The 17530-nt window shown below is 66.7% G+C and carries 14 protein-coding genes and 1 rRNA gene; 7 read left to right on the top strand and 8 right to left on the bottom strand.

The window, feature by feature from the left end:
- Together I71_RS11060 and I71_RS11055 are read right to left on the bottom strand one after the other, a co-directional pair.
- Nucleotides 1–335 (bottom strand): 16S ribosomal RNA (locus I71_RS11060); the annotation flags it as partial.
- A gap of 439 nt (nt 336–774) precedes the next feature.
- Entirely contained in the window at nt 775–2655 is a 1881-nt protein-coding gene (locus tag I71_RS11055) for a right-handed parallel beta-helix repeat-containing protein (RefSeq protein ID WP_049976042.1), read from the bottom strand.
- 410 nt (nt 2656–3065) lie between these two features.
- Here I71_RS11055 and I71_RS11050 point away from each other — a divergent pair, with 410 nt between their 5' ends.
- Nucleotides 3066–3701, top strand: a complete 636-nt coding sequence (locus I71_RS11050; RefSeq protein ID WP_244433764.1) for a cold-shock protein — start codon at nt 3066–3068, stop codon at nt 3699–3701.
- A gap of 92 nt (nt 3702–3793) precedes the next feature.
- On the opposite strand, the gene I71_RS11045 is transcribed toward I71_RS11050, so the two are convergent.
- From I71_RS11045 to I71_RS11035, 3 genes are read right to left on the bottom strand one after another with little or no spacing between them, the layout of a single operon-like run.
- Nucleotides 3794–5530: a ShlB/FhaC/HecB family hemolysin secretion/activation protein gene (locus tag I71_RS11045; protein ID WP_244433763.1), complete on the bottom strand. Its 1737-nt coding sequence runs from the start codon at nt 5528–5530 to the stop codon at nt 3794–3796.
- A gap of 33 nt (nt 5531–5563) precedes the next feature.
- Nucleotides 5564–7711, bottom strand: a complete 2148-nt coding sequence (locus I71_RS11040; protein ID WP_049976041.1) for an adenylate/guanylate cyclase domain-containing protein — start codon at nt 7709–7711, stop codon at nt 5564–5566.
- A gap of 16 nt (nt 7712–7727) precedes the next feature.
- The gene (locus tag I71_RS11035; RefSeq protein ID WP_042694890.1) at nt 7728–8450 is read right to left on the bottom strand and encodes a hypothetical protein; all 723 of its coding nucleotides are present in this window, start codon (nt 8448–8450) and stop codon (nt 7728–7730) included.
- Between the two features lie 298 nt (nt 8451–8748).
- On the opposite strand from I71_RS11035, the gene phoU reads away from it, so the two are divergent.
- The 3 genes from phoU to I71_RS11020 all read left to right on the top strand — a co-directional run bounded on the left by phoU (nt 8749) and on the right by I71_RS11020 (nt 12283).
- On the top strand, nt 8749–9519 hold the full coding sequence (phoU, locus tag I71_RS11030; protein WP_042694889.1) for a phosphate signaling complex protein PhoU: 771 nt from the start codon (nt 8749–8751) through the stop codon (nt 9517–9519).
- Nucleotides 9520–9714: 195 nt separating this feature from the next.
- Nucleotides 9715–10881 carry an ATP phosphoribosyltransferase regulatory subunit gene (locus I71_RS11025; protein ID WP_042694888.1) on the top strand — a complete coding sequence of 389 codons (1167 nt, stop codon included), beginning with the start codon at nt 9715–9717 and terminating at the stop codon, nt 10879–10881.
- Between the two features lie 88 nt (nt 10882–10969).
- Nucleotides 10970–12283 (top strand): adenylosuccinate synthase, encoded by a 1314-nt coding sequence (locus tag I71_RS11020; protein WP_042694887.1) that lies wholly within the window; start codon nt 10970–10972, stop codon nt 12281–12283.
- Between the two features lie 97 nt (nt 12284–12380).
- Here I71_RS11020 and I71_RS11015 read toward each other — a convergent pair whose 3' ends face one another.
- The gene (locus tag I71_RS11015) at nt 12381–13085 is read right to left on the bottom strand and encodes an SDR family oxidoreductase (protein ID WP_042694893.1); all 705 of its coding nucleotides are present in this window, start codon (nt 13083–13085) and stop codon (nt 12381–12383) included.
- A gap of 106 nt (nt 13086–13191) precedes the next feature.
- A complete protein-coding gene (locus tag I71_RS11010; protein ID WP_042694886.1) occupies nt 13192–13644 on the bottom strand; it encodes an Rrf2 family transcriptional regulator in 453 nt (150 codons plus the stop codon).
- 259 nt (nt 13645–13903) lie between these two features.
- Here I71_RS11010 and I71_RS11005 point away from each other — a divergent pair, with 259 nt between their 5' ends.
- Nucleotides 13904–14536, top strand: coding sequence for an MBL fold metallo-hydrolase (locus I71_RS11005; RefSeq protein WP_042694884.1), 633 nt, complete (start codon nt 13904–13906; stop codon nt 14534–14536).
- Between the two features lie 16 nt (nt 14537–14552).
- Here I71_RS11005 and I71_RS11000 read toward each other — a convergent pair whose 3' ends face one another.
- Nucleotides 14553–15374, bottom strand: coding sequence for a ParB/RepB/Spo0J family partition protein (locus tag I71_RS11000; RefSeq protein ID WP_042694883.1), 822 nt, complete (start codon nt 15372–15374; stop codon nt 14553–14555).
- Nucleotides 15375–15772: 398 nt separating this feature from the next.
- Between I71_RS11000 and I71_RS10995 the strand changes: the two genes are divergently transcribed.
- Nucleotides 15773–16249, top strand: a complete 477-nt coding sequence (locus I71_RS10995) for a class I SAM-dependent methyltransferase (protein WP_049976040.1) — start codon at nt 15773–15775, stop codon at nt 16247–16249.
- Nucleotides 16250–16335: 86 nt separating this feature from the next.
- The coding region (locus I71_RS10990) for a class I SAM-dependent methyltransferase (RefSeq protein ID WP_244433762.1) at nt 16336–17530 on the top strand (1195 nt) is incomplete at its 3' end.

The raw sequence follows: 17530 nt of genomic DNA, 5'->3' as shown, positions 1-17530 counted from the left end.
TGCTGCCTCCCGTAGGAGTCTGGGCCGTGTCTCAGTCCCAGTGTGGCTGATCATCCTCTCAGACCAGCTACGGATCGTAGGCTTGGTGAGCCATTACCTCACCAACTACCTAATCCGACGCGGGCCCCTCTCTCGGCGTAAACTTTCTCCGCCCAAATTTCTCTGGGGGACGTATCCGGTGTTAGCGTCCGTTTCCAGACGTTATTCCGAACCGAAAGGCAGGTTCCCACGTGTTACTCACCCGTGCGCCACTAAGGCCGAAGCCTTCGTTCGACTTGCATGTGTTAGGCATGCCGCCAGCGTTCGTTCTGAGCCAGGATCAAACTCTCAGGTTCAGATCGTGACCAAAGTCACGACTGACAGGACCGCCGATAGCGATCTCCTGAAACGTCGATACTGTTCACAGTTTCTCTGCTCAAAAGATGCACAGACGATCCTCATTGTGCCGATCCCCAAAAGAACCAACACCACAAGGCCGCAACGGCTACCAACTGCCGCCGCCTGCGCATCCCTTCTCACAACACGGTATAAACTTGTCAAAGAACCCGCCCGATGCAGAAACCGGAAGCTCGCCCGAACCCTGGGGTTCGGATCGCAAGCACCGGTTTGTCGGGCTTCCCGTTCGCGTGTCGGTCGCTGCCGGTTCGGCGGCGCCGGCGTCGTTCGCGTCGGGAGGCGCTTTATAGGCGGCACCCCCCGACCCATGCAAGACCTTTTTTTACTCCAATGTCGTTTTTTTTGGAGGGGCACCGGACAGATCGACGGCCCAACCCATCAGAAGGCGGCGTGGTCCCAGAACTGGGCCATGCTGCTGTTGGTGTCGTAGCCGTCCGTTCCCATCGACGACCAACTAAGGTCATGGATGCCGTGGGACAAAACCGGGGCGTGGTCCTTCAGCGAATAGTCGGCATGGGCGCTGTCCCGGAAACCCGGATTGAAGACCGCGTCATTCGGGCCAAAGCCACGACCGTTGGCAGCCACGTTGCCGTCCATGGTCAGCCGGCCGGGGCTGAGCAGCTTCCAATACTGTTCGATCGGCATGTCGCCGGCCGCAAGGTTGTGGATCACCATGTTGTCATGGGGACGGGCCTCGGCGCCCGCTTTCGGCACCCATTCCAGACGGATGAAGGCGTCCTCAGGGCGGCTGGCGATGCCGAAGTTGTTCTCCAGCAGGTTGTTGTCGCCGCCATGGACATAGATGCCGGCCCAGGCGAACCCCTTCACAAAGTTATCGCGCACGATGACGCCGCTGGTCAGATCGTCGAGCGAGATGCCCCAACCCTTGTGGTCGGTCAGCCAGTTGCCCTTGCCATCGGTGGCGAGACCGCCGGTGTCGATCACCTCGTTGCCGCGGATCACCGAACCCATGTCCTTGGCCGAGCGACCGAGCATCTCGATGCCGCCGCCGTCCGCGGTCTCCTGCCCGACATGGTGGATTTTGTTGAACTGGACTATGTTGTTACGGTTGAGCTGGCCGTCGTCCCATTCCTTGAACGACACACCATAGCGCGGGGCATCGGTGATGTCGTTGTTGCTGACCAGCGTGTTGCTGCTGCCGACGGCGCCGATGCCGGCCCCGCCCTTGGTAATCTGGCCGATATGCTCGATGCTGTTGGCGTAGATGCGGTTGCCGTTGGCGGCGTGGATCATCGAAACGCCATTGTCGCCGAGCTGCTCCATGTGATTGCCGGCGATGCGGCTGTTGTCGGTGCCGTCGAGCGAGACCGCCGTGCCGACATTGACGAAATGATTGCCGCCGACCGAGTTGTCGTGGCCGCCCTGCATCGACAGCGCTGCGCCGTCATAGCGGGTGTCGGAGAAGGTCAGCCCTTCAAGACTGATGTTGCTGGCATTGCTGGTCTTGATCAAAGTGCCGAGCCGGGCGACGACGACGCCGTCCGACTGGAAACTGCCGGCATGCTCCGGCTTCACCACCAGCTTGCCGTCGCTGGCGCGCCAGCCGAATTCACCGGCGTCGCGGATCAGCGAGGCGTCGTTCATCACCCGATAGGTGCCGCCGCTGCGCAGGCCATAGGAGGCCGCGTCGTCGAGTGTCACGGTATGATGATACTGGTCGATCGACTTCACAGGCGAAATGTCGTCCCTCAGCCGTTCGGTGTCGAAGGTTTGAACGACCAGCCCGTCATGGGGCTTCAGGCCCGACGGGATGTCGCCGGCGGAAAAATTGAAGCTGGTCTTGCTGGCGCCGGTGGAGTTGGCCTTCAGCGCATGCCAGCCGCTGGTCGCAGCATGGGCGGGGTCGAAGTCGCCGGTCTGCGCTGCATGCTGGCGGACGCCGCCGATGCTGACGTCCAGGCCGTTGGCGGATGACAGCTTGGCGGAATAGAGCCCTTTGCCCTCGTAGCTGAAGCCGGTCACCCGCTCTCCACCGCTCAGCACCGGCGTCTCGCTCTTGTACGCGAGGAAGCTGTGGCCGTCGTCGTGGGAATCGAGGATCAGAGTCTTATTCAGGCGATAGGTGCCGCCGCGAACATAGGTGGTATCGATGTCGCTCGACCGCATCGCATCCCGAGCCTTCTCAAGGCTGGCGAAGGGACCGTCGGTGCCGTCGGCGTTGGGAGCGGCGAGCCGCCCGGACCAGCTGTCATTGCCCTTGGTGGACACGAAAAAAGCGGCCTGGTCGGTGGTCGTCATAAGTCATTCCTCCGTTCTGATGGAGGCATGAGTCCAATTTTTTAGTTAAAATTTTATTTACGTAGCGACTACTACTGATGGACAGGTTCTGTCTGCAAGATCGTCTATTTATCTTATAAGCATCACACCCGATTTGGAGTCATTTTAATCCGGTGTTGTTTATGAAAATGAAATTTTTTAAAGACCAGCTTCCGCTTCCTTCAATGCGCGCAATGCGGGTTTCGCTTGGCTGCAGCGCGGTCCCAGCCCTCAGGGCCGCGCAACAGAGCATCACCGCGCTGGTCACTTTCCGGATTTTCATGATAAGCTCATAGTCGCCGGGGTCTTGTTCTTGGTCATACAGCGGTGCCGCGCCCAGTTCAGCGTCAGGGCCGCCCTTCCCCGGCTACAGGACGTGAAAGGGACCTGTCTTGAGCGAAGAGTTGAAGAACGTCACCGCGACGAACGTCACCGCGACGGTAAAGTGGTTCAAGCCGGAAAAGGGTTTTGGGTTCGTCCGCCTCGCCGATGGCTCCGGCGAGGCTTTCTTGCACGCTTCGGTCCTGGCCGCCGCCTCCCTGCCCAACCCGGTCGAGGGCACGACGGTCGTCTGCGACCTGGCCCAGGGTGCCAAGGGGCCGCAAGTCGTCGCCATTCACTCCGCCACGCCGCCGGAAACTCCGCCAGCCCCCCGTGCCCGCAACCAGCGTCCGCCGCGCGCCACCGCTTCGGCATCGCAACCGGTCGGCCAGCCTCCCGGACTGGGAGCACAGCCCGAGGATGGCGGCGAGAGCTTCATCCGCCCGCCGAAACCGCCGCGTGAACGGCGCGAACGGCAGGCGGAGCCGAGCGGCCCGGCCACGATGGCCTATGGCACGGTGCGCTGGTACAATCTGGATAGCCAATCCGGCCTGATCGAGCCGTGGGAAGATGGCGCAACCGTCTATTTCGACCGTGCCACGCTGCGCCAGTCCGGTCTGGACATCGTTGCCGACGGTGAGGATGTGCGCTATCTGGCCGTCGGGTCGGAGGATGCACCGGTCGCCCAGCGGGTCGAACTGATCTGACGGCACGCATTATACAAGGGACCGCCGTCGCGGGTTGGCCGTAACAGGCCGACCGCACGGCGGTTTGCGTGCACGGGATCCGTCGCAGCCGTTCAGAACCGCGTCGACAGGGTGAAGAAGGCGCGTGTCGCGCGGTCCTGCGTGCTGATCGGCGTCGTGATGAAGGGCTTGGCAAGTTCCACGCTGGCGTCGATGCGTCGGAACACGCCGAAGCGCAGGCCGACGCCGGCCGACGCGAGGGACCGGCGGCCATGCCGCGTGCCGCCCTCGTAATTATAGACCGCCCCATAATCGCCAAAACCGTAGGTGATGGCGTAATCCAGCCCATCCTCCTGGACCGGCAGGATGTATTGCAGCTCCGCCCGGCTGGCGAAGCCGCTGTCGCCGGTCAGTTCCGACGGGTCGAAAGCGCGACCGTACTGCTTGCCACCCAACCCGTATTCCTCAGATGACAGCAACTGGTCGGGGCTGTATTGCGCCTCGCCGGACAGGGCCAGGATCAGCGAATCGGTCAAGGGTTGGTTGCGCTGGGCCGAGACCAGCAGCTTGCGGAAATCGCTGCGCCCGCCGCTGCGGGTCAGGTTGGCGCTGCCGGATTCCGTCGCGTTCAGGATGTCCAGCCCCTTGCTCAGCTCCGCCGTCAGCAGATTGGCCCCGCCCCAGCCGTCGGCGAAATCGTAGGAGACGTTGGCGGACAGAATGCGCAGCCGGTCCTGCGACAGCTTGTCGCCCAACGCGTCGGTGCGGCTGTCGCGGATGGTGAAGCCAAGGCCGGCACGCAGGGTCTCGGTCCGGCTGCGGATGAAGGGATGCGATACCCCCACACGGCCCGAGGTGGTCAGGCTGTAGAGGTCGAGCGGACGGACGCTGTCGCCCGGCTGCGACCAGGAGCGGCGGACGCCATACTCCACCGTCGTTCCCTCGGCATCCACCGGCACGAGCTGGCTGACATCGAAGAAGCGCAGCTCGCGAATCTGCGGGGTGACGATGCCCTGGGCGGTGGTCCGCTCGAACAGGCCGAGCTGATCCTCGACGCTGGTGACGCCGGTCAGTTGAAACGGCCCGATGGCGCGGGTGCCGCGGTTGTCCAGCGACAGGAAGCCGTTGAGCGGCGTACGCTCCAGGGTCAGGGTCAGGCGCGAGGCACCGGGAGTATCGGGCGACGCCTCCAGCACCGTCTTCACCGCCACGCCGGGCAGATCGTCGGCCAGCAGCACATAGCGCTCCATGTCCGCCATCCGCAGCGGGCGGGAGGCCTTGATCTTCTCCCCCATCCGCCGCAACAGGCCGAGCCGGTCCGTTGCCTCGCCCTGGACGACCACCTCGTCGACATAGCCCTCCACCACCTGCAGGCGGACGATGCCGTCGCGGATGCGCTGGGCCGGCACCACCGCCTGCGACAGCACATAGCCGTCATTGCGGTAGCGCGCAGTGATGGCGTCGCGGATGGCGTAAAGATCGGCCAGGGTCACCGGCTTGCCCAGCTTGTCCCGCCAGAGGGCGGAGAGGCTGTCGCTGTCATAGACGCTGTTGCCGTCGATCCGGACCTCGGTCAGCGTCAGGGAAATGCGCTCCGCATCGCGGGGCGGCGGAGCCTTTTCTGGCGCCGGCATCTCGATTTCAGGCGAAGATTGCGGCACCGCTGGTCGCTCGAAGCGCTGATCCAGCCGGTTGGGGTCGAGCGAGGGCGGCAACACCGGCGGAACCGCCTGGGCGAGCGCCGGCAGCGGAGCGGCGACACCGGCCAGCAGCAGGACGGACAGGCGGGTGAGCCGGTGCAAGCGGCGCGAGGCGGAATTCGGCATGGCGGGATCGGAGGTTCGGGACACGGTCAATGCGTTGTGGGCTATGTCGGTATGGGGCTATTTGTCGGTGAGGGCGGTCACGCCGGCCCAATCTGGCGCAGCCGGCAGGCCGATGCGCTTTTCCGCCTTGCGCAGCATCGCCAGAGCCGCACCGTCGCCAGCCATCAGGGCGCGGAACCCGGCGGCGGCCTCCTCAAACCGGCCGGCACGCCAATGACCGAGGGCGGCCGCGTAGGCGGCGCGCTGGGCACGGTCCTCCGGGTCGGCGCGGCGGGCATCCGACAGCGGCTCGAACACCTCGACCGGTTCGCTGCGGCCGACGACCTGCACGATGTCGAGCGCGCGGAAAGCCTCCGGATCGCCGTGGTGGCGCATGGTCTCGCCGCTGACCATCAGGACGGTGTTGTAGTATTTGTTGGCACCCTCCAGCCGGGAGGCCAGATTCACCGTGTCGCCCATCACCGTGTAGTTGAAGCGGCGGGGCGAGCCGATGTTGCCGATCAGCGCCGGACCGGTGGCGATGCCGATGCGGTTGGACCCGCGTCCGCTGGCAGTCGCCAGGAGGGTCGGGTCATCCGCCATCGCCTGACGCATCGCCAGGGCGGCGGACACCGCGGCACGGGCATGGTTGTCGATGGCATAGGGGGCGCCGAACACCGCCAGCACCGCATCGCCGATGTATTTGTCGACGAAACCGCCATGCGCCTCGATGATGTCGGTCATCACCGTGAAATAACGGTTCAGCACGGCGACCAGGGCTTCCGGCTCCATCCCTTCCGACATTTTGGTGAAGCCGGCAATGTCGCAGAACAGGATGGACAGGTCGCGCTCCTCCCCGCCCAGGCTGGGGGACTGGCCCGACGCGATCATGTCGTCGATCAGGGATCCCGGCAGGTAGAGCTTGAAGGCATTGCGGATGTGCCGCTGGTCGCGGTCCAGCAAGGCGAAGCGGAAGCCGAGCGCCAACGGGAAAACCAGCAGCGCCGCCAGCGCCGCCTGGAGAAAGGGCAGCACCAGTCCGGTCTGGAACGCCTCCACCGCCACCCCGCTCCACCCAGCCAGCAGCAGCAGCAGGCCGGCCGCAGCCACAGCCGGCCGGGTCGCCAGCGTCACCACGGCGGCCAGACCGGCCAGCAGCAGGACCAGGACGGCGGAGGCAGGCCGGCCGGCTTCCTCCAGCGCGTTGTGCGCAATCAGGTTGGAGATGGCGGCGGCGTGGATGTAGACGCCAGGAACGCTGTCACGGGTCCGGCCGGCGACATACAGCTCATTCATCACCGGCAGGGCGCAGCGTTCGGGAAGGTTCACGCCCTCCGGCTTGGTGACCCAGCGGTTGGAGGAGAGCTTGCGGTCCTCGACATCCAGCACGGTGCCGACCATCACCGCCTTGCCCTTGAAATGCCGGGCGAAAAAGTCGGTCTTGCCGGCCTCGGCGCAGGCATGGAGATCGGCAAGCGAATAGGTCGGGATGGCGCCCGCGGCCGTCGCATGGTTGACCAGCAGCCGGTTGCCCTCCCCGCCCGGCACCCGGTAGCCGCCCAGTGTGACGGTGCCGTCGGCCCCACGCTCCAGCGGCGCCTTCAGCGCACGGGAGGCGACCTCGACCGCCATGCCCGGCTCGGCCTTCGGCTGGCCATCGGGACCGGCGACGGCCAGCGTCAGCGGCACCCGGCGCAGCACGCCGTCGGCATCCTCGACCAGATTGACCGAACGGACATTGTTGACACCGGCGGCGATCATGTAGCCGCGATGGGGCATCAGCGGCTCGCTCTGATGCTGCACCTTGGCCAGCACCAGCCGCCCCTCCTTGCCGCCACGGCGAAGCGTCAGCAGATAGTCCCGCTCGAAACCGGGGATCAGCGTCTCGACCGAGGTCGGATGGACGAGATCGAGGCCGATGACCGCCGCCCCGCCGTCGAGCATGGCACCGAGCACCGTCCCCAGCCGCGGCCCCCACAGCGCCTGCGGCGTGCCGGCAAAGGGCGGGCGGCGATAGGTCTCCTCGTCGATGCCGACGACCACCACCGGCGGCGGCTCGGCGCCCGGACGGGGTCCATGCACCTGCTCCCGCAGCCAATAGAGGCTGTCGATCGACGGCCCCTGCAATGCGGATGAGACCGCCAGCACCAGCAGCGACGCGACCGCCGGCGCCACCGCGCCGAGCAGGATCAGACGGACGCGCCGGGGCAGCCTCTTCCTGTTCAACGGTCGTGCCCGCCGCTCAGAAGCGAATCAGCCGACCGAGCGCCGGCCCGCCGCCGGCCGTCGCCTTTTCGTCGATCTTCACGGTGAAAGACTTCTGCCCGGCGGAAATCTTGTAAAGGCCCCCCGGTTCCAGCCCGGCGCCGGTCTTAGCGGTGTCCAGTGCGGTGCCGGGGACATTGACCGTGACCGAAGCGACGCCCTGCACGTCCAGCCGCTCGATGGCGACCGGGCCGGGAGCGGGCAGAACCAGCACCGGATGCGTCTTGAACAGCGTCAGATCGGGCTTCGGCGGCGGTGCCTTCATGCCCGGCAGGGCGATGGGTGCGCTGCGGAAGACGGTAACCCCCGCCTTGCCGGCTTCGTTGGAGGCCAGCAGCAGCTTGCCGCCGTCACAGGGCAGCGTGTGACGGTCGATGTTGCCGCCCTGCACTGCCGACTCGCGGGCGCCGACGGTCACCGAACCGCCGGTGATCGTCTCGTTCACGCAGGATTCCAGATAACTCAGCGTCAGGGTCTGCCCGGCCTTCAACGTGACCTTGCGTCCAGCCGCCAAGTAATCCATCGGTTGCACGCCATCGACACCATCCGTCACATCCTCAACCAGTGCGGTGGGACCGCCGGAGGCCGGCGCCGGATCGGCTGCGAAGGCGAGCGGGGATGCAGCCAGCAGAAGCAGGGTTCCTGCGGCGAGCGCACGGGCAGGCTTCCGAAAAGAATGCATCTGGAGCGCGACGGACATGAAAAACGGCCTCCCGGTCAATGCAGGGGGGACTACCCCCTACGGACGGATCCAATATGGCTATGTTCCCTTTAGCGAAGTTACCGGACCACTTCAAATCCAATACGCACCCACCGGGGACTGTCACAGCGATGCCGCCAGTAATGGCCAGGCCCCGGACCACGCGCGATTGTCAAGAAAATGAAACAATCCCGCCATTCCGCCGTCATGACCACAGGCTAATATGCACGTCCCGCGCGTGGTGGCCCCACAGGCCGCGAAAGCTAGAACGGGAAACATTGGAGCGTCGCGACCGACCATGGGCACCGAACACATCGTCCGCTCCTTCGCGCAGGAATTGCAGCGGCTGTCGAACCTCGTTACCCAGATGGGCGGCGTGGCGGAGGCGCAGGTTGAAGCCGCGGTGAAGGCGGTGACGCGGCGCGACGTCGGGCTGGCCTCCCAGGTCATGCAGGCCGATGCCAGGCTCGACGCCTATGAACGCGACATCGATGCGGAGGCGGTGCGGCTGCTGGCCCTGCGCCAGCCGATGGCCCAGGATCTGCGCGAGATCGTCTCGGCGTTGAAGGTCTCCGCCGATCTGGAGCGCATCGGCGACTATGCCGCCAACGTGGCCAAGCGGTCGCTGGCGCTGGCCCAGGTGCCGGCGGTACGCCCGGCCGCCGGCATCCCCCGCATGGGCCGGCTGGTAGAGGCGATCCTGAAGGAAGTGCTCGACGCCTATATCGAGCGCGATGTCGACAAGGCCATCGCCGCCTGGGAACGCGACGAGGAGCTGGACGACCTCTACACCAGCCTGTTCCGCGAGGTCCTGACCTATATGATGGAGGATCCTCGCAACATCACGCCCTGTACGCATCTTCTGTTCATGGCGAAGAATCTGGAGCGCATCGGCGACCATGCCACCAACATCGCCGAGATCATCCATTTCCTGGTTGTCGGCTCGCCGCTGACCGTGCTGCGCCCGAAGAACGACGGCAGCAGCTTCGCCGTGGTGACGCCGGCCGTTCCCGGCCTCGACCTGCCGCTTGCGATGGACGAGGATGCCGGCCCGGCCGACGCCGGCTGATCCCGGATCGCGGCGGTCGCCCTCTCCCCATCCCTCTCCTCCTCCTGCGGCGAAATCGCCCGCGCAGGGGAGATACCGCCACGGTGCGGGGCTTTTCCGTTTGCATGCGGAGCGGGGGTCGGGTATTAGCCCGCCCCGTGTGCCCGACATTCGCCGCGGCATCCCTGTCCCTGCCTGCAACGAGACACGCTGGTCATGCCCGCCGACGCACTGAGCTCCGCCCTGCTTCCCGCCGGACTGCACGACGTGCTGCCGTCCGAGGCGGCGCATGAGGCGGCGGCCGTCGAACGCCTGCTGGCGGAATTCGCCGCGCAGGGCTACCGCCGCGTCGACCCGCCGCTGGTGGAGTTCGAGGAGAACCTGCTCTCCGGCCCCGGCGCGGCGATGTCCAAGCAGACCTTCCGGCTGATGGACCCGCATTCGCAGCGGATGATGGCGGTCCGCGCCGACATCACCCCGCAGATCGCCCGCATCGCCACCACCCGCCTGAAGAACGAAGCCCGGCCGCTGCGCCTGTGCTATGCCGGGCAGGTGCTGCGGGTGAAGGGGTCGCAGCTGCGCCCCGAACGCCAGTTCACCCAGGTCGGCGTCGAGCTGATCGGCGCGCTGGAGGCCGAGGCCGATGCCGAGGTGGTCCTGCTGGCCGTCCAGGCGCTGACCGCCATCGGCGTGCCGCACCTGTCGGTCGATCTCTGCGTGCCCACCATGGTATCGCGCATCTGTGCCGGGCTCGGCCTGGGCGAGGAGGAGATCCGGCAGCTGCGCGCCGCACTCGACCGCAAGGACTCGGCCGCGGTGGCAGCCGTCGGCGGCCCGGCTGCACAGCTGCTCGAAACGCTGATGAGCGCCTCCGGCCCCGCCGACCGCGCCATGCAGGCGCTTGCTGCCCTGCCGCTGCCGGAGGGGGCCGAAAAGGACCGTCGCCGGCTGACCGACACGCTGGTCCTGCTGCGCGCGGCGATGCCCGACCTGACGGTGACCATCGATCTGGTGGAACATCGCGGCTTCGAATACCAGACCGGCCTCAGCTTCACCCTGTTCTCGCGCGCCGCGGGCGAACTGGGACAGGGCGGGCGCTACCGCGCCGGCGCCCAGGGCGAAGGCAAAGGCGATGGGCGCGGCGAGCCGGCGACCGGCTTCACGCTCTATATGGACACGCTGCTGCGCGCGGTTCCGGCGGCCAAGGCCCCGGGCCGGGTCTATGTGCCGCATGGCAGCGGTTGGGAGACGGCGCGCAGGCTGCGGGCCGACGGGTGGGTGACGGTTGCCGGGCTGGCCCCGGTGACCGATGCGGCCGCGGAAGCCAGACGGCTCCAGTGCGGCCATTGGCTGGCCGGCGGGGACGTCAAGCCGGCCGGGTGACCCTGGGTTCAGTGAGTTGGTTCAGGAGAACGGGCCCCCACGCGTGCGGATGGTACCCTGCGGTGATCGGGAGGTTGAGCGGTTCCTTTTGAGTTTTGCGGAGACGAGAGATGGCAAACGTGCGGTGGTCGGCGCCCAGTGGGGCGACGAGGGCAGGGGCAAGATCGTCGACTGGCTGTCCAGCCGGGCCGATGTGGTGGTGCGCTTCCAGGGCGGTCACAACGCCGGCCACACGCTGGTGATCAACGGCGTCGAATACAAGCTGAGCCTGCTGCCGTCCGGCGTGGTGCGCCAGAACAAGCTGTCGGTCATCGGCAACGGCGTCGTCTTCGACCCGTGGGCCTTCATCCGCGAAGTCAACGCGATCAAGGACAAGGGCGTCTCGGTGACCCCGGAAAACCTGATCGTCGCCGAAAACGTGCCGCTGATCCTCCCGGTGCACAGCGCGCTCGACAAGGCGCGCGAGGAGGCCAAGGGCGCCGGCAAGATCGGCACCACCGGCCGCGGCATCGGCCCGGCCTATGAGGACAAGGTCGCCCGTCGCGCCATCCGTCTGTGCGACCTGACCGACGACGCCGTGCTGGTGGAGAAGGTCGACGCCCTGCTCGCCCACCACAACGCGCTGTTCCGGGCGCTGGGCGCGCCGGAGATGACCCCGGCCGACATCCTGGAGCCGCTGCGCGAGATCGCGCCGCAGGTCCTGCCCTACGCCGCCGTCGTCTGGAAGCAGCTGGACGAGCTGCGCCGCGCCGGCAAGCGCATCCTGTTCGAGGGCGCCCAGGGCACGATGCTGGACATCGACCACGGCACCTATCCCTACGTCACCTCCTCCAACACGGTGGCCGGCAACGCCGCCGCCGGCAGCGGCATGGGTCCGCGCGCCGTCGGCTATGTGCTGGGCATCTGCAAGGCCTACACCACCCGCGTCGGCTCCGGTCCCTTCCCGACCGAGCTGAAGGACGAGATCGGCGAGCTGATCGGCCAGAAGGGCAAGGAGTTCGGCGTGGTCACCGGGCGCAAGCGCCGCTGCGGCTGGTTCGACGCCGTCATGGTCCGCCAGGCGATCAAGACCGGCGGCATCGACGGCATCGCCCTGACCAAGCTGGACGTTCTGGACGGCTTCGACGAGGTCAAGGTCTGCGTCGGCTACAAGCTGGACGGCCAGGAGATCGACTATTACCCGTCGAACGCCGGCGCCCAGGCCCGTGTCGAGCCGATCTACGAGACCTTCGAAGGCTGGAAGGACACCACCCGCGGCGCCCGCTCCTGGGCGGAGCTGCCGGCCCAGGCCGTCAAGTATGTCCGCCACATCGAGGAGCTGATCCAGGCCCCGGTCGCCCTGCTGTCGACCAGCCCGGAACGCGACGACACCATCCTGATGACGGACCCCTTCGCCGATTGAGCTGGCGCCGATTGATCTGGCGCTGAGGTCAGAAAGAAAGAAGGGCCGGCGAAATGCCGGCCCTTTCCGTTTCCACGGCCCGGTCGAGATCGGGGGATCAAACCGACCGGGTCAGCCCGCCATCGACGCGGATATTCTGCCCGGTGATGTAGCCGGCGCCCGGCGAGGCCAGGAAGGCCACCGTCGCCGCGATCTCCTCGCTGCTGCCGTACCGCTGCATCGGCACGCTCTGGCGCCGCTCCTCGGTCGCGGGCAGGCTGTCGATCCAGCCGGGCAGGACATTGTTCATCCGCACATTCTCCGCCGCATACTGCTCGGCGAAGATTTTGGTGTAGGCGGCCAGACCGGCCCGTGCGACGGCGGAGGTCGGAAACATCGCGCTCGGCTCGAAGGCCCAGGCGGTGGAGATATTGACGATGGCCCCCGCCTTCTGCCCGACCATGATCGGGGCAACCAGCCGGACCGCCCGCACGACGTTGAGGAAATAGACCTCGATGCCGCGATGCCAGTCCTCATCGCTGATCTCCAGCAGGGGACCGCGCGGGCCATGGCCGGCACTGTTGACCAGCGCGTCGATGCGGCCCCAGCGCTGCATGGCGGCATCGACCAGGCGCTTCAGGTCGTCGTTGGACTGGTTTGACCCGGTGACACCGATGCCGCCCAGTTCGCCGGCCAGCGCCTCGCCCTTGCCGGAGGAGGACAGGATCGCGACCTTGAACCCGTCGGCCGCCAGCCGGCGGGCCGAAGCCGCCCCCATGCCGCTGCCCCCGGCCGTGATGACGGCGACCTTCTCGTCAGACATGCTCATCCCTCCAAAATCTACGGTTGCCCAACCATACGGGTGGCCGGTCGCCGCCTCAAATGCGATTTCCGCGCGGCGGCAGGACGGGAGATGTGGACAGGGAGGGTCAGATGTCGAAATTGGCGGCGATGTTGCCAGTGGACTGGCGGTGGCGCAGCGCATCGGCCAGCGTCCGGTTGTCCAGCACCGCAGCGGTGGCATCGCGCACCTGGACCATCAGCCAGCGGACCGAACAGGTCTCGGTATCGATGCAGTCCTCGCACGGCCGGAAGGAGGCCTTGCTGGCGCAGGGAATCGGGGCGAGATGGCCGTCGATCAGGCGAATCACCTCGCCGAAGGTGATTTCGGCGGCGGGACGAGCCAGCCGGTAACCGCCGCTCTTGCCGCGCTTGGCGAAGAGGATGCCCTCCTTGCGCAACTCGACCAGGATGGCCTCCAGGAACTTGCGCGGGATGTTCTCGCGCTCGGCGATGTCGGCGATCAGGATCAGTTCGCCATTGTCCTTCTCCGCCAGCATGATCAGGGCGCGCAACGCGTATTTGGCTTTCTGCGACAGCATTCCGGCGGAATCCGTGTGATTTGCGGCGGCGGCAATGAGGTCCGCCCCGGTCTAAAGCTTCAATGGTTAACAATTCGTACCGGCCTGGTATTCCACCCAAAGGCGCTATCCCGGGCCGGACCAGCGGACCTTAGCCAGATTCTCCGGGCAATGCGACCGGCTTTGCGCGAATGGTTTGCGGCAGCCGTCGCAGGCGCGTTAAGGTCGCCCTGCCCACCGGATCATTCCGCCATTTTCCCGCAGAGTCGAAGGTCAGGACATGCAGTACGCCATCGTTCCGGTCACCCCGTTCCAGCAGAACTGCACGGTGCTCTGGTGCCCCGAGACGATGAAGGGCGCCGCAATCGATCCCGGTGGCGACCTGGACCGCATCCAGGCCGCGGCGAACGCGAAGGGGGTGACGCTGGAGAAGATCCTGGTCACCCACGGTCACATCGACCATGCCGGCGGCGTCGCCGATCTCGCCGACAAACTGTCGTTGCCGATCGAGGGACCGCATCGCGAGGACCAGTTCTGGATCGACGGCATGCCGATGCAGAGCCAGATGTTCGGCTTCCCGCCGGTCCGCTCCTTCACTCCCGGCCGCTGGCTGGAGGAGGGCGACAGCGTGACCGTCGGCAACCAGACGCTGGAGGTCCGTCACTGCCCCGGCCACACCCCCGGCCATGTCGTGTTCGTCCACCGCCCGTCCAAGCTCGCCATCGTCGGCGACGTGCTGTTCCAGGGGTCCATCGGCCGCACCGACTTCCCCAAGGGCAACTACGCCGACCTGATCGCCTCGATCCGCGACAGGCTGTTCCCCTATGGCGACGACATCGCCTTCATCCCCGGCCACGGCCCGATGTCGACCTTCGGTGAAGAGCGGCTGTACAATCCATTTCTGAACGACTGAAGACCGGAACGGCTCTTCAGTCCACCATCGGATCGTCGCCCAGCAACAGGTCGATGCGGCGGCGCAGGCTGATCAGCTCACGCCGCTGCATGTCGTCGACATAGGCGCGGTGTTCGCGCGGGTCGCCCAGCCGGGCGGTTGCGCGGCGCAGCGCGTCGAGGAAGCGCCCGACCGCGGACATGGTGCGCAGCGACGGCTCCTTGGCGGCATCCTTGCGGCTGCGGGCGGCCTGGACGGTGCCGTCGCCGGCCTTTACCTGTTCCCACAGGGCCATCTGTTCGTCCATGTCCTTGATCCAGGCGATCTCGATCAGGGTGGAGCGGGAGACGTCGTGATGGGCGGCGGCATATTCCTGCTTGATCGTCTCCGGCAGGCTGTTCAGCCGCAGGGTATGGCTGACGTTGCTCTGGCTCTTGCCGATGATGCGCCCAAGCTGTTCCTGGGTGTAGCCGAAGCGGTCGATCAGCCGGGCCAGCGCCTCCGCCAGTTCCAGCGCGTCCAGATCGACGCGCTGCACATTCTCCACCAGTGTCAGCTCGTCGGGGTTGCCGGAGGTGACCAGCGCATAGATGGTCGCCAGTCCCAACATCTCGTGCGCCCGCAGCCGCCGCTCGCCGGCGACCAGGCGGTGACCGCCGACAACCTCCTGGACCAGGACCGGCTGCTTCAGCCCGTAATGGGCAATCGAGTCGGCCAGCCCCTGCATGTCCTGCGGGTCGAAGTGACGGCGCGGCATGCTCGGATTGCGCATGATCCTGGCGACGTCGAGTTCCAACAGCCGCGGCGGCTTGCCCGTATCGTCGAACAGATCCGAATGATCGGGTGCGAGCGTCGGCATGTCCTGTTCCGGTCCCCTGGTCCTCTGTCCGTCCGGCGTCCTTCCGGTTTGGCAACGGTGCCCGGCAGTTACGGCCCTGTCAACGGTCCAGTGGAAGAAAAGGAGAACATCGCCCGTACGATGCCGCAACCGCGAGAGCAGGTCGCAGCAGCGGGTGAAAAGGAATTGTCATCGCGACGTCACCGTTTTGTTAAACGATCATTCAAAATCCATTCAGCTGGCGCAATGAAACGTAACTCAGTAAAAAGGGTTGAAGCAGAGCCGAGGAATTGATCCGGCGTCTGTTGGGAGGTCGGTCGATGTCACTTGCTGAACGCAAGCTTTTTGTCGAGCGCTGGATTCGCTCACCCTTGAAGGTCGCGTCGGTAACTCCAAGCGGACCTGAGCTGTGCCGGACGATGGCGAAGGCCGCCGGCTGCAGCCCCACCCGGCGGGTGGTGGAGTTGGGACCGGGCACCGGCCCCGTCACATCGGCCCTGCTGGCACACGGCGTTGCCCCCGACAATCTGCTGATGGTCGAACTCGACCCTGCCTTCGCCGATCATCTGTCGATGCTGCACCCCAGCGCCACCGTGGTGCGCGGCGACGCGACGCGGGTCCACCGGATCGTCCAGGCCCATGGCTGGGAGTCCTGCGATGCCGTGGTATCGGGCCTGCCACTGATCGCCATGCCGCTGTCGGTTCAGGCGCGGATCGTGCGCGGCGCTTTTTCCGTGCTGGCGCCCGACGGGGTTTTCGTGCAATTCACCTACGGTCCCTTCGCCCCGGTCAATCCGGAACTGATCCGGCGGCTGCGGTTGAAGCCGCGGCGTCATGCCTGGATCGCCCGGAACCTGCCGCCGGCGTCGGTCTGGACCTTCCGCCGGCTGCCCTGACGACGAGTCGCTTTGACCGCTGACCCTGTATTGGAAGAGGCGCGCGCCCTGATCGACGCGCGCCGTTACCGCCCCGCCCTGCGCCTGTGCGCGGCGCAAGCACATCCTCCGGCATCGCGCGGCTTCAACTGCTCGGTCTGGCTCATCTCGGCCATCGCGGTCCGGCGGCGGCCATCGCCTGCCTGCGCCGGGTGCTGGCCGACAGCCCCGGAGATGCCGACCGGCTGGCCGCCCTCGCCAAGGCCCATCAGGCCGACAATGCTCCCCTCCCTGCCGTGACCTGGCTGGAACGTGCACTGCGCGTCGCTCCCGGCCATCCCGACCTGACCGCGGCGTTGGCCGGAGCGTTGCGCCGCGACGCCCGCTACACCGACGCGGTCGCGCTCGCGCGCAAGGCGCTGGCCGCCGGCAACCTCTCCCCCGACCTCCGCTTCGAGGCTGCCACGGCCGCCGCCTATCTCGGGCGCGACGGCGAGGCGCTGGCCCATTTCAATGCGCTGCTGGCCGACGATCCGGAGCATGCCGCAGCCTGGTTCGGCAGCCACGCCCAGGCCCTGCACGATCACGGTCCCGACGAAGCTCTGCGCCGCCTGCGCCGCGCCACCCGCTGCGGTGGCGCCGCCGGCAAATATTGGGGCTATCTCGCCGCCACCCTGCGGCTACTCGGCCGGGATGCCGAGGCCGAGGCCGTTGAAGCGGCCGAGGTCGGCGACAACCCGAAGCGCCGCCCGCTGCCGGACGGGGCCAAGGCGCTGCTTCCCAACCTGTCCGCCGACTTCCGCCTGTTCGGCAACAGCGGGCGGCTGCTGCGCCATGCGCTCGCCTGCGCCGGCACGCCCGGCTTGGTGCTGGAATTCGGCGTGCGGCGCGGCACCTCGCTCGACCACATCGCCGACGTGGCCGGCCAGGAGGTCCACGGCTTCGATTCGTTCGAGGGCCTGCCGGAGGGTTGGGTGAACTCTCCCCGCGGCGTGCTGACCACCGGCCGCCAACTGCCGCCGGTGCGCGACAACGCCCGCCTGCATGTGGGGTGGTTCGAGGACAGCCTGCCGCCCTTCCTCGCCGCCCATCCCGGACCGGTGCGCTTCGTCAATGTCGACAGCGACATCTACGCCTCGGCCCGCACCGTGCTGACCGCACTGGCGGATCGGGTGCGGCCGGGGACTGTCATCGTGTTCGACGAATATATCGGCAACCACAGCTGGCGGGACGACGAGTACCGCGCCTTCCAGGAATTCGCCGCCGAAAATAAGGTGCGGTACCAGATTTCGCCGCCAGCCC

The organism is Azospirillum sp. B506 (assembly GCF_000333595.1).
In the GTDB taxonomy this organism is placed as follows: domain Bacteria; phylum Pseudomonadota; class Alphaproteobacteria; order Azospirillales; family Azospirillaceae; genus Azospirillum.
This window is presented reverse-complemented; position numbering and strand designations above follow the sequence as displayed.

Excerpts from the sequence above, each read along its gene's own strand:
- I71_RS11035 (WP_042694890.1), bottom strand. The coding sequence starts at position 8,450 with ATGTCCGTCGCGCTCCAGATGCATTCTTTTCGGAAGCCTGCCCGTGCG.
- I71_RS11055 (WP_049976042.1), bottom strand. The coding sequence starts at position 2,655 with ATGACGACCACCGACCAGGCCGCTTTTTTCGTGTCCACCAAGGGCAAT.
- I71_RS11025 (WP_042694888.1), top strand. The coding sequence starts at position 9,715 with ATGCCCGCCGACGCACTGAGCTCCGCCCTGCTTCCCGCCGGACTGCAC.
- I71_RS11005 (WP_042694884.1), top strand. The coding sequence starts at position 13,904 with ATGCAGTACGCCATCGTTCCGGTCACCCCGTTCCAGCAGAACTGCACG.
- I71_RS11010 (WP_042694886.1), bottom strand. The coding sequence starts at position 13,644 with ATGCTGTCGCAGAAAGCCAAATACGCGTTGCGCGCCCTGATCATGCTG.
- phoU (WP_042694889.1), top strand. The coding sequence starts at position 8,749 with ATGGGCACCGAACACATCGTCCGCTCCTTCGCGCAGGAATTGCAGCGG.
- I71_RS10995 (WP_049976040.1), top strand. The coding sequence starts at position 15,773 with ATGGCGAAGGCCGCCGGCTGCAGCCCCACCCGGCGGGTGGTGGAGTTG.
- I71_RS11000 (WP_042694883.1), bottom strand. The coding sequence starts at position 15,374 with ATGCCGACGCTCGCACCCGATCATTCGGATCTGTTCGACGATACGGGC.
- I71_RS11015 (WP_042694893.1), bottom strand. The coding sequence starts at position 13,085 with ATGTCTGACGAGAAGGTCGCCGTCATCACGGCCGGGGGCAGCGGCATG.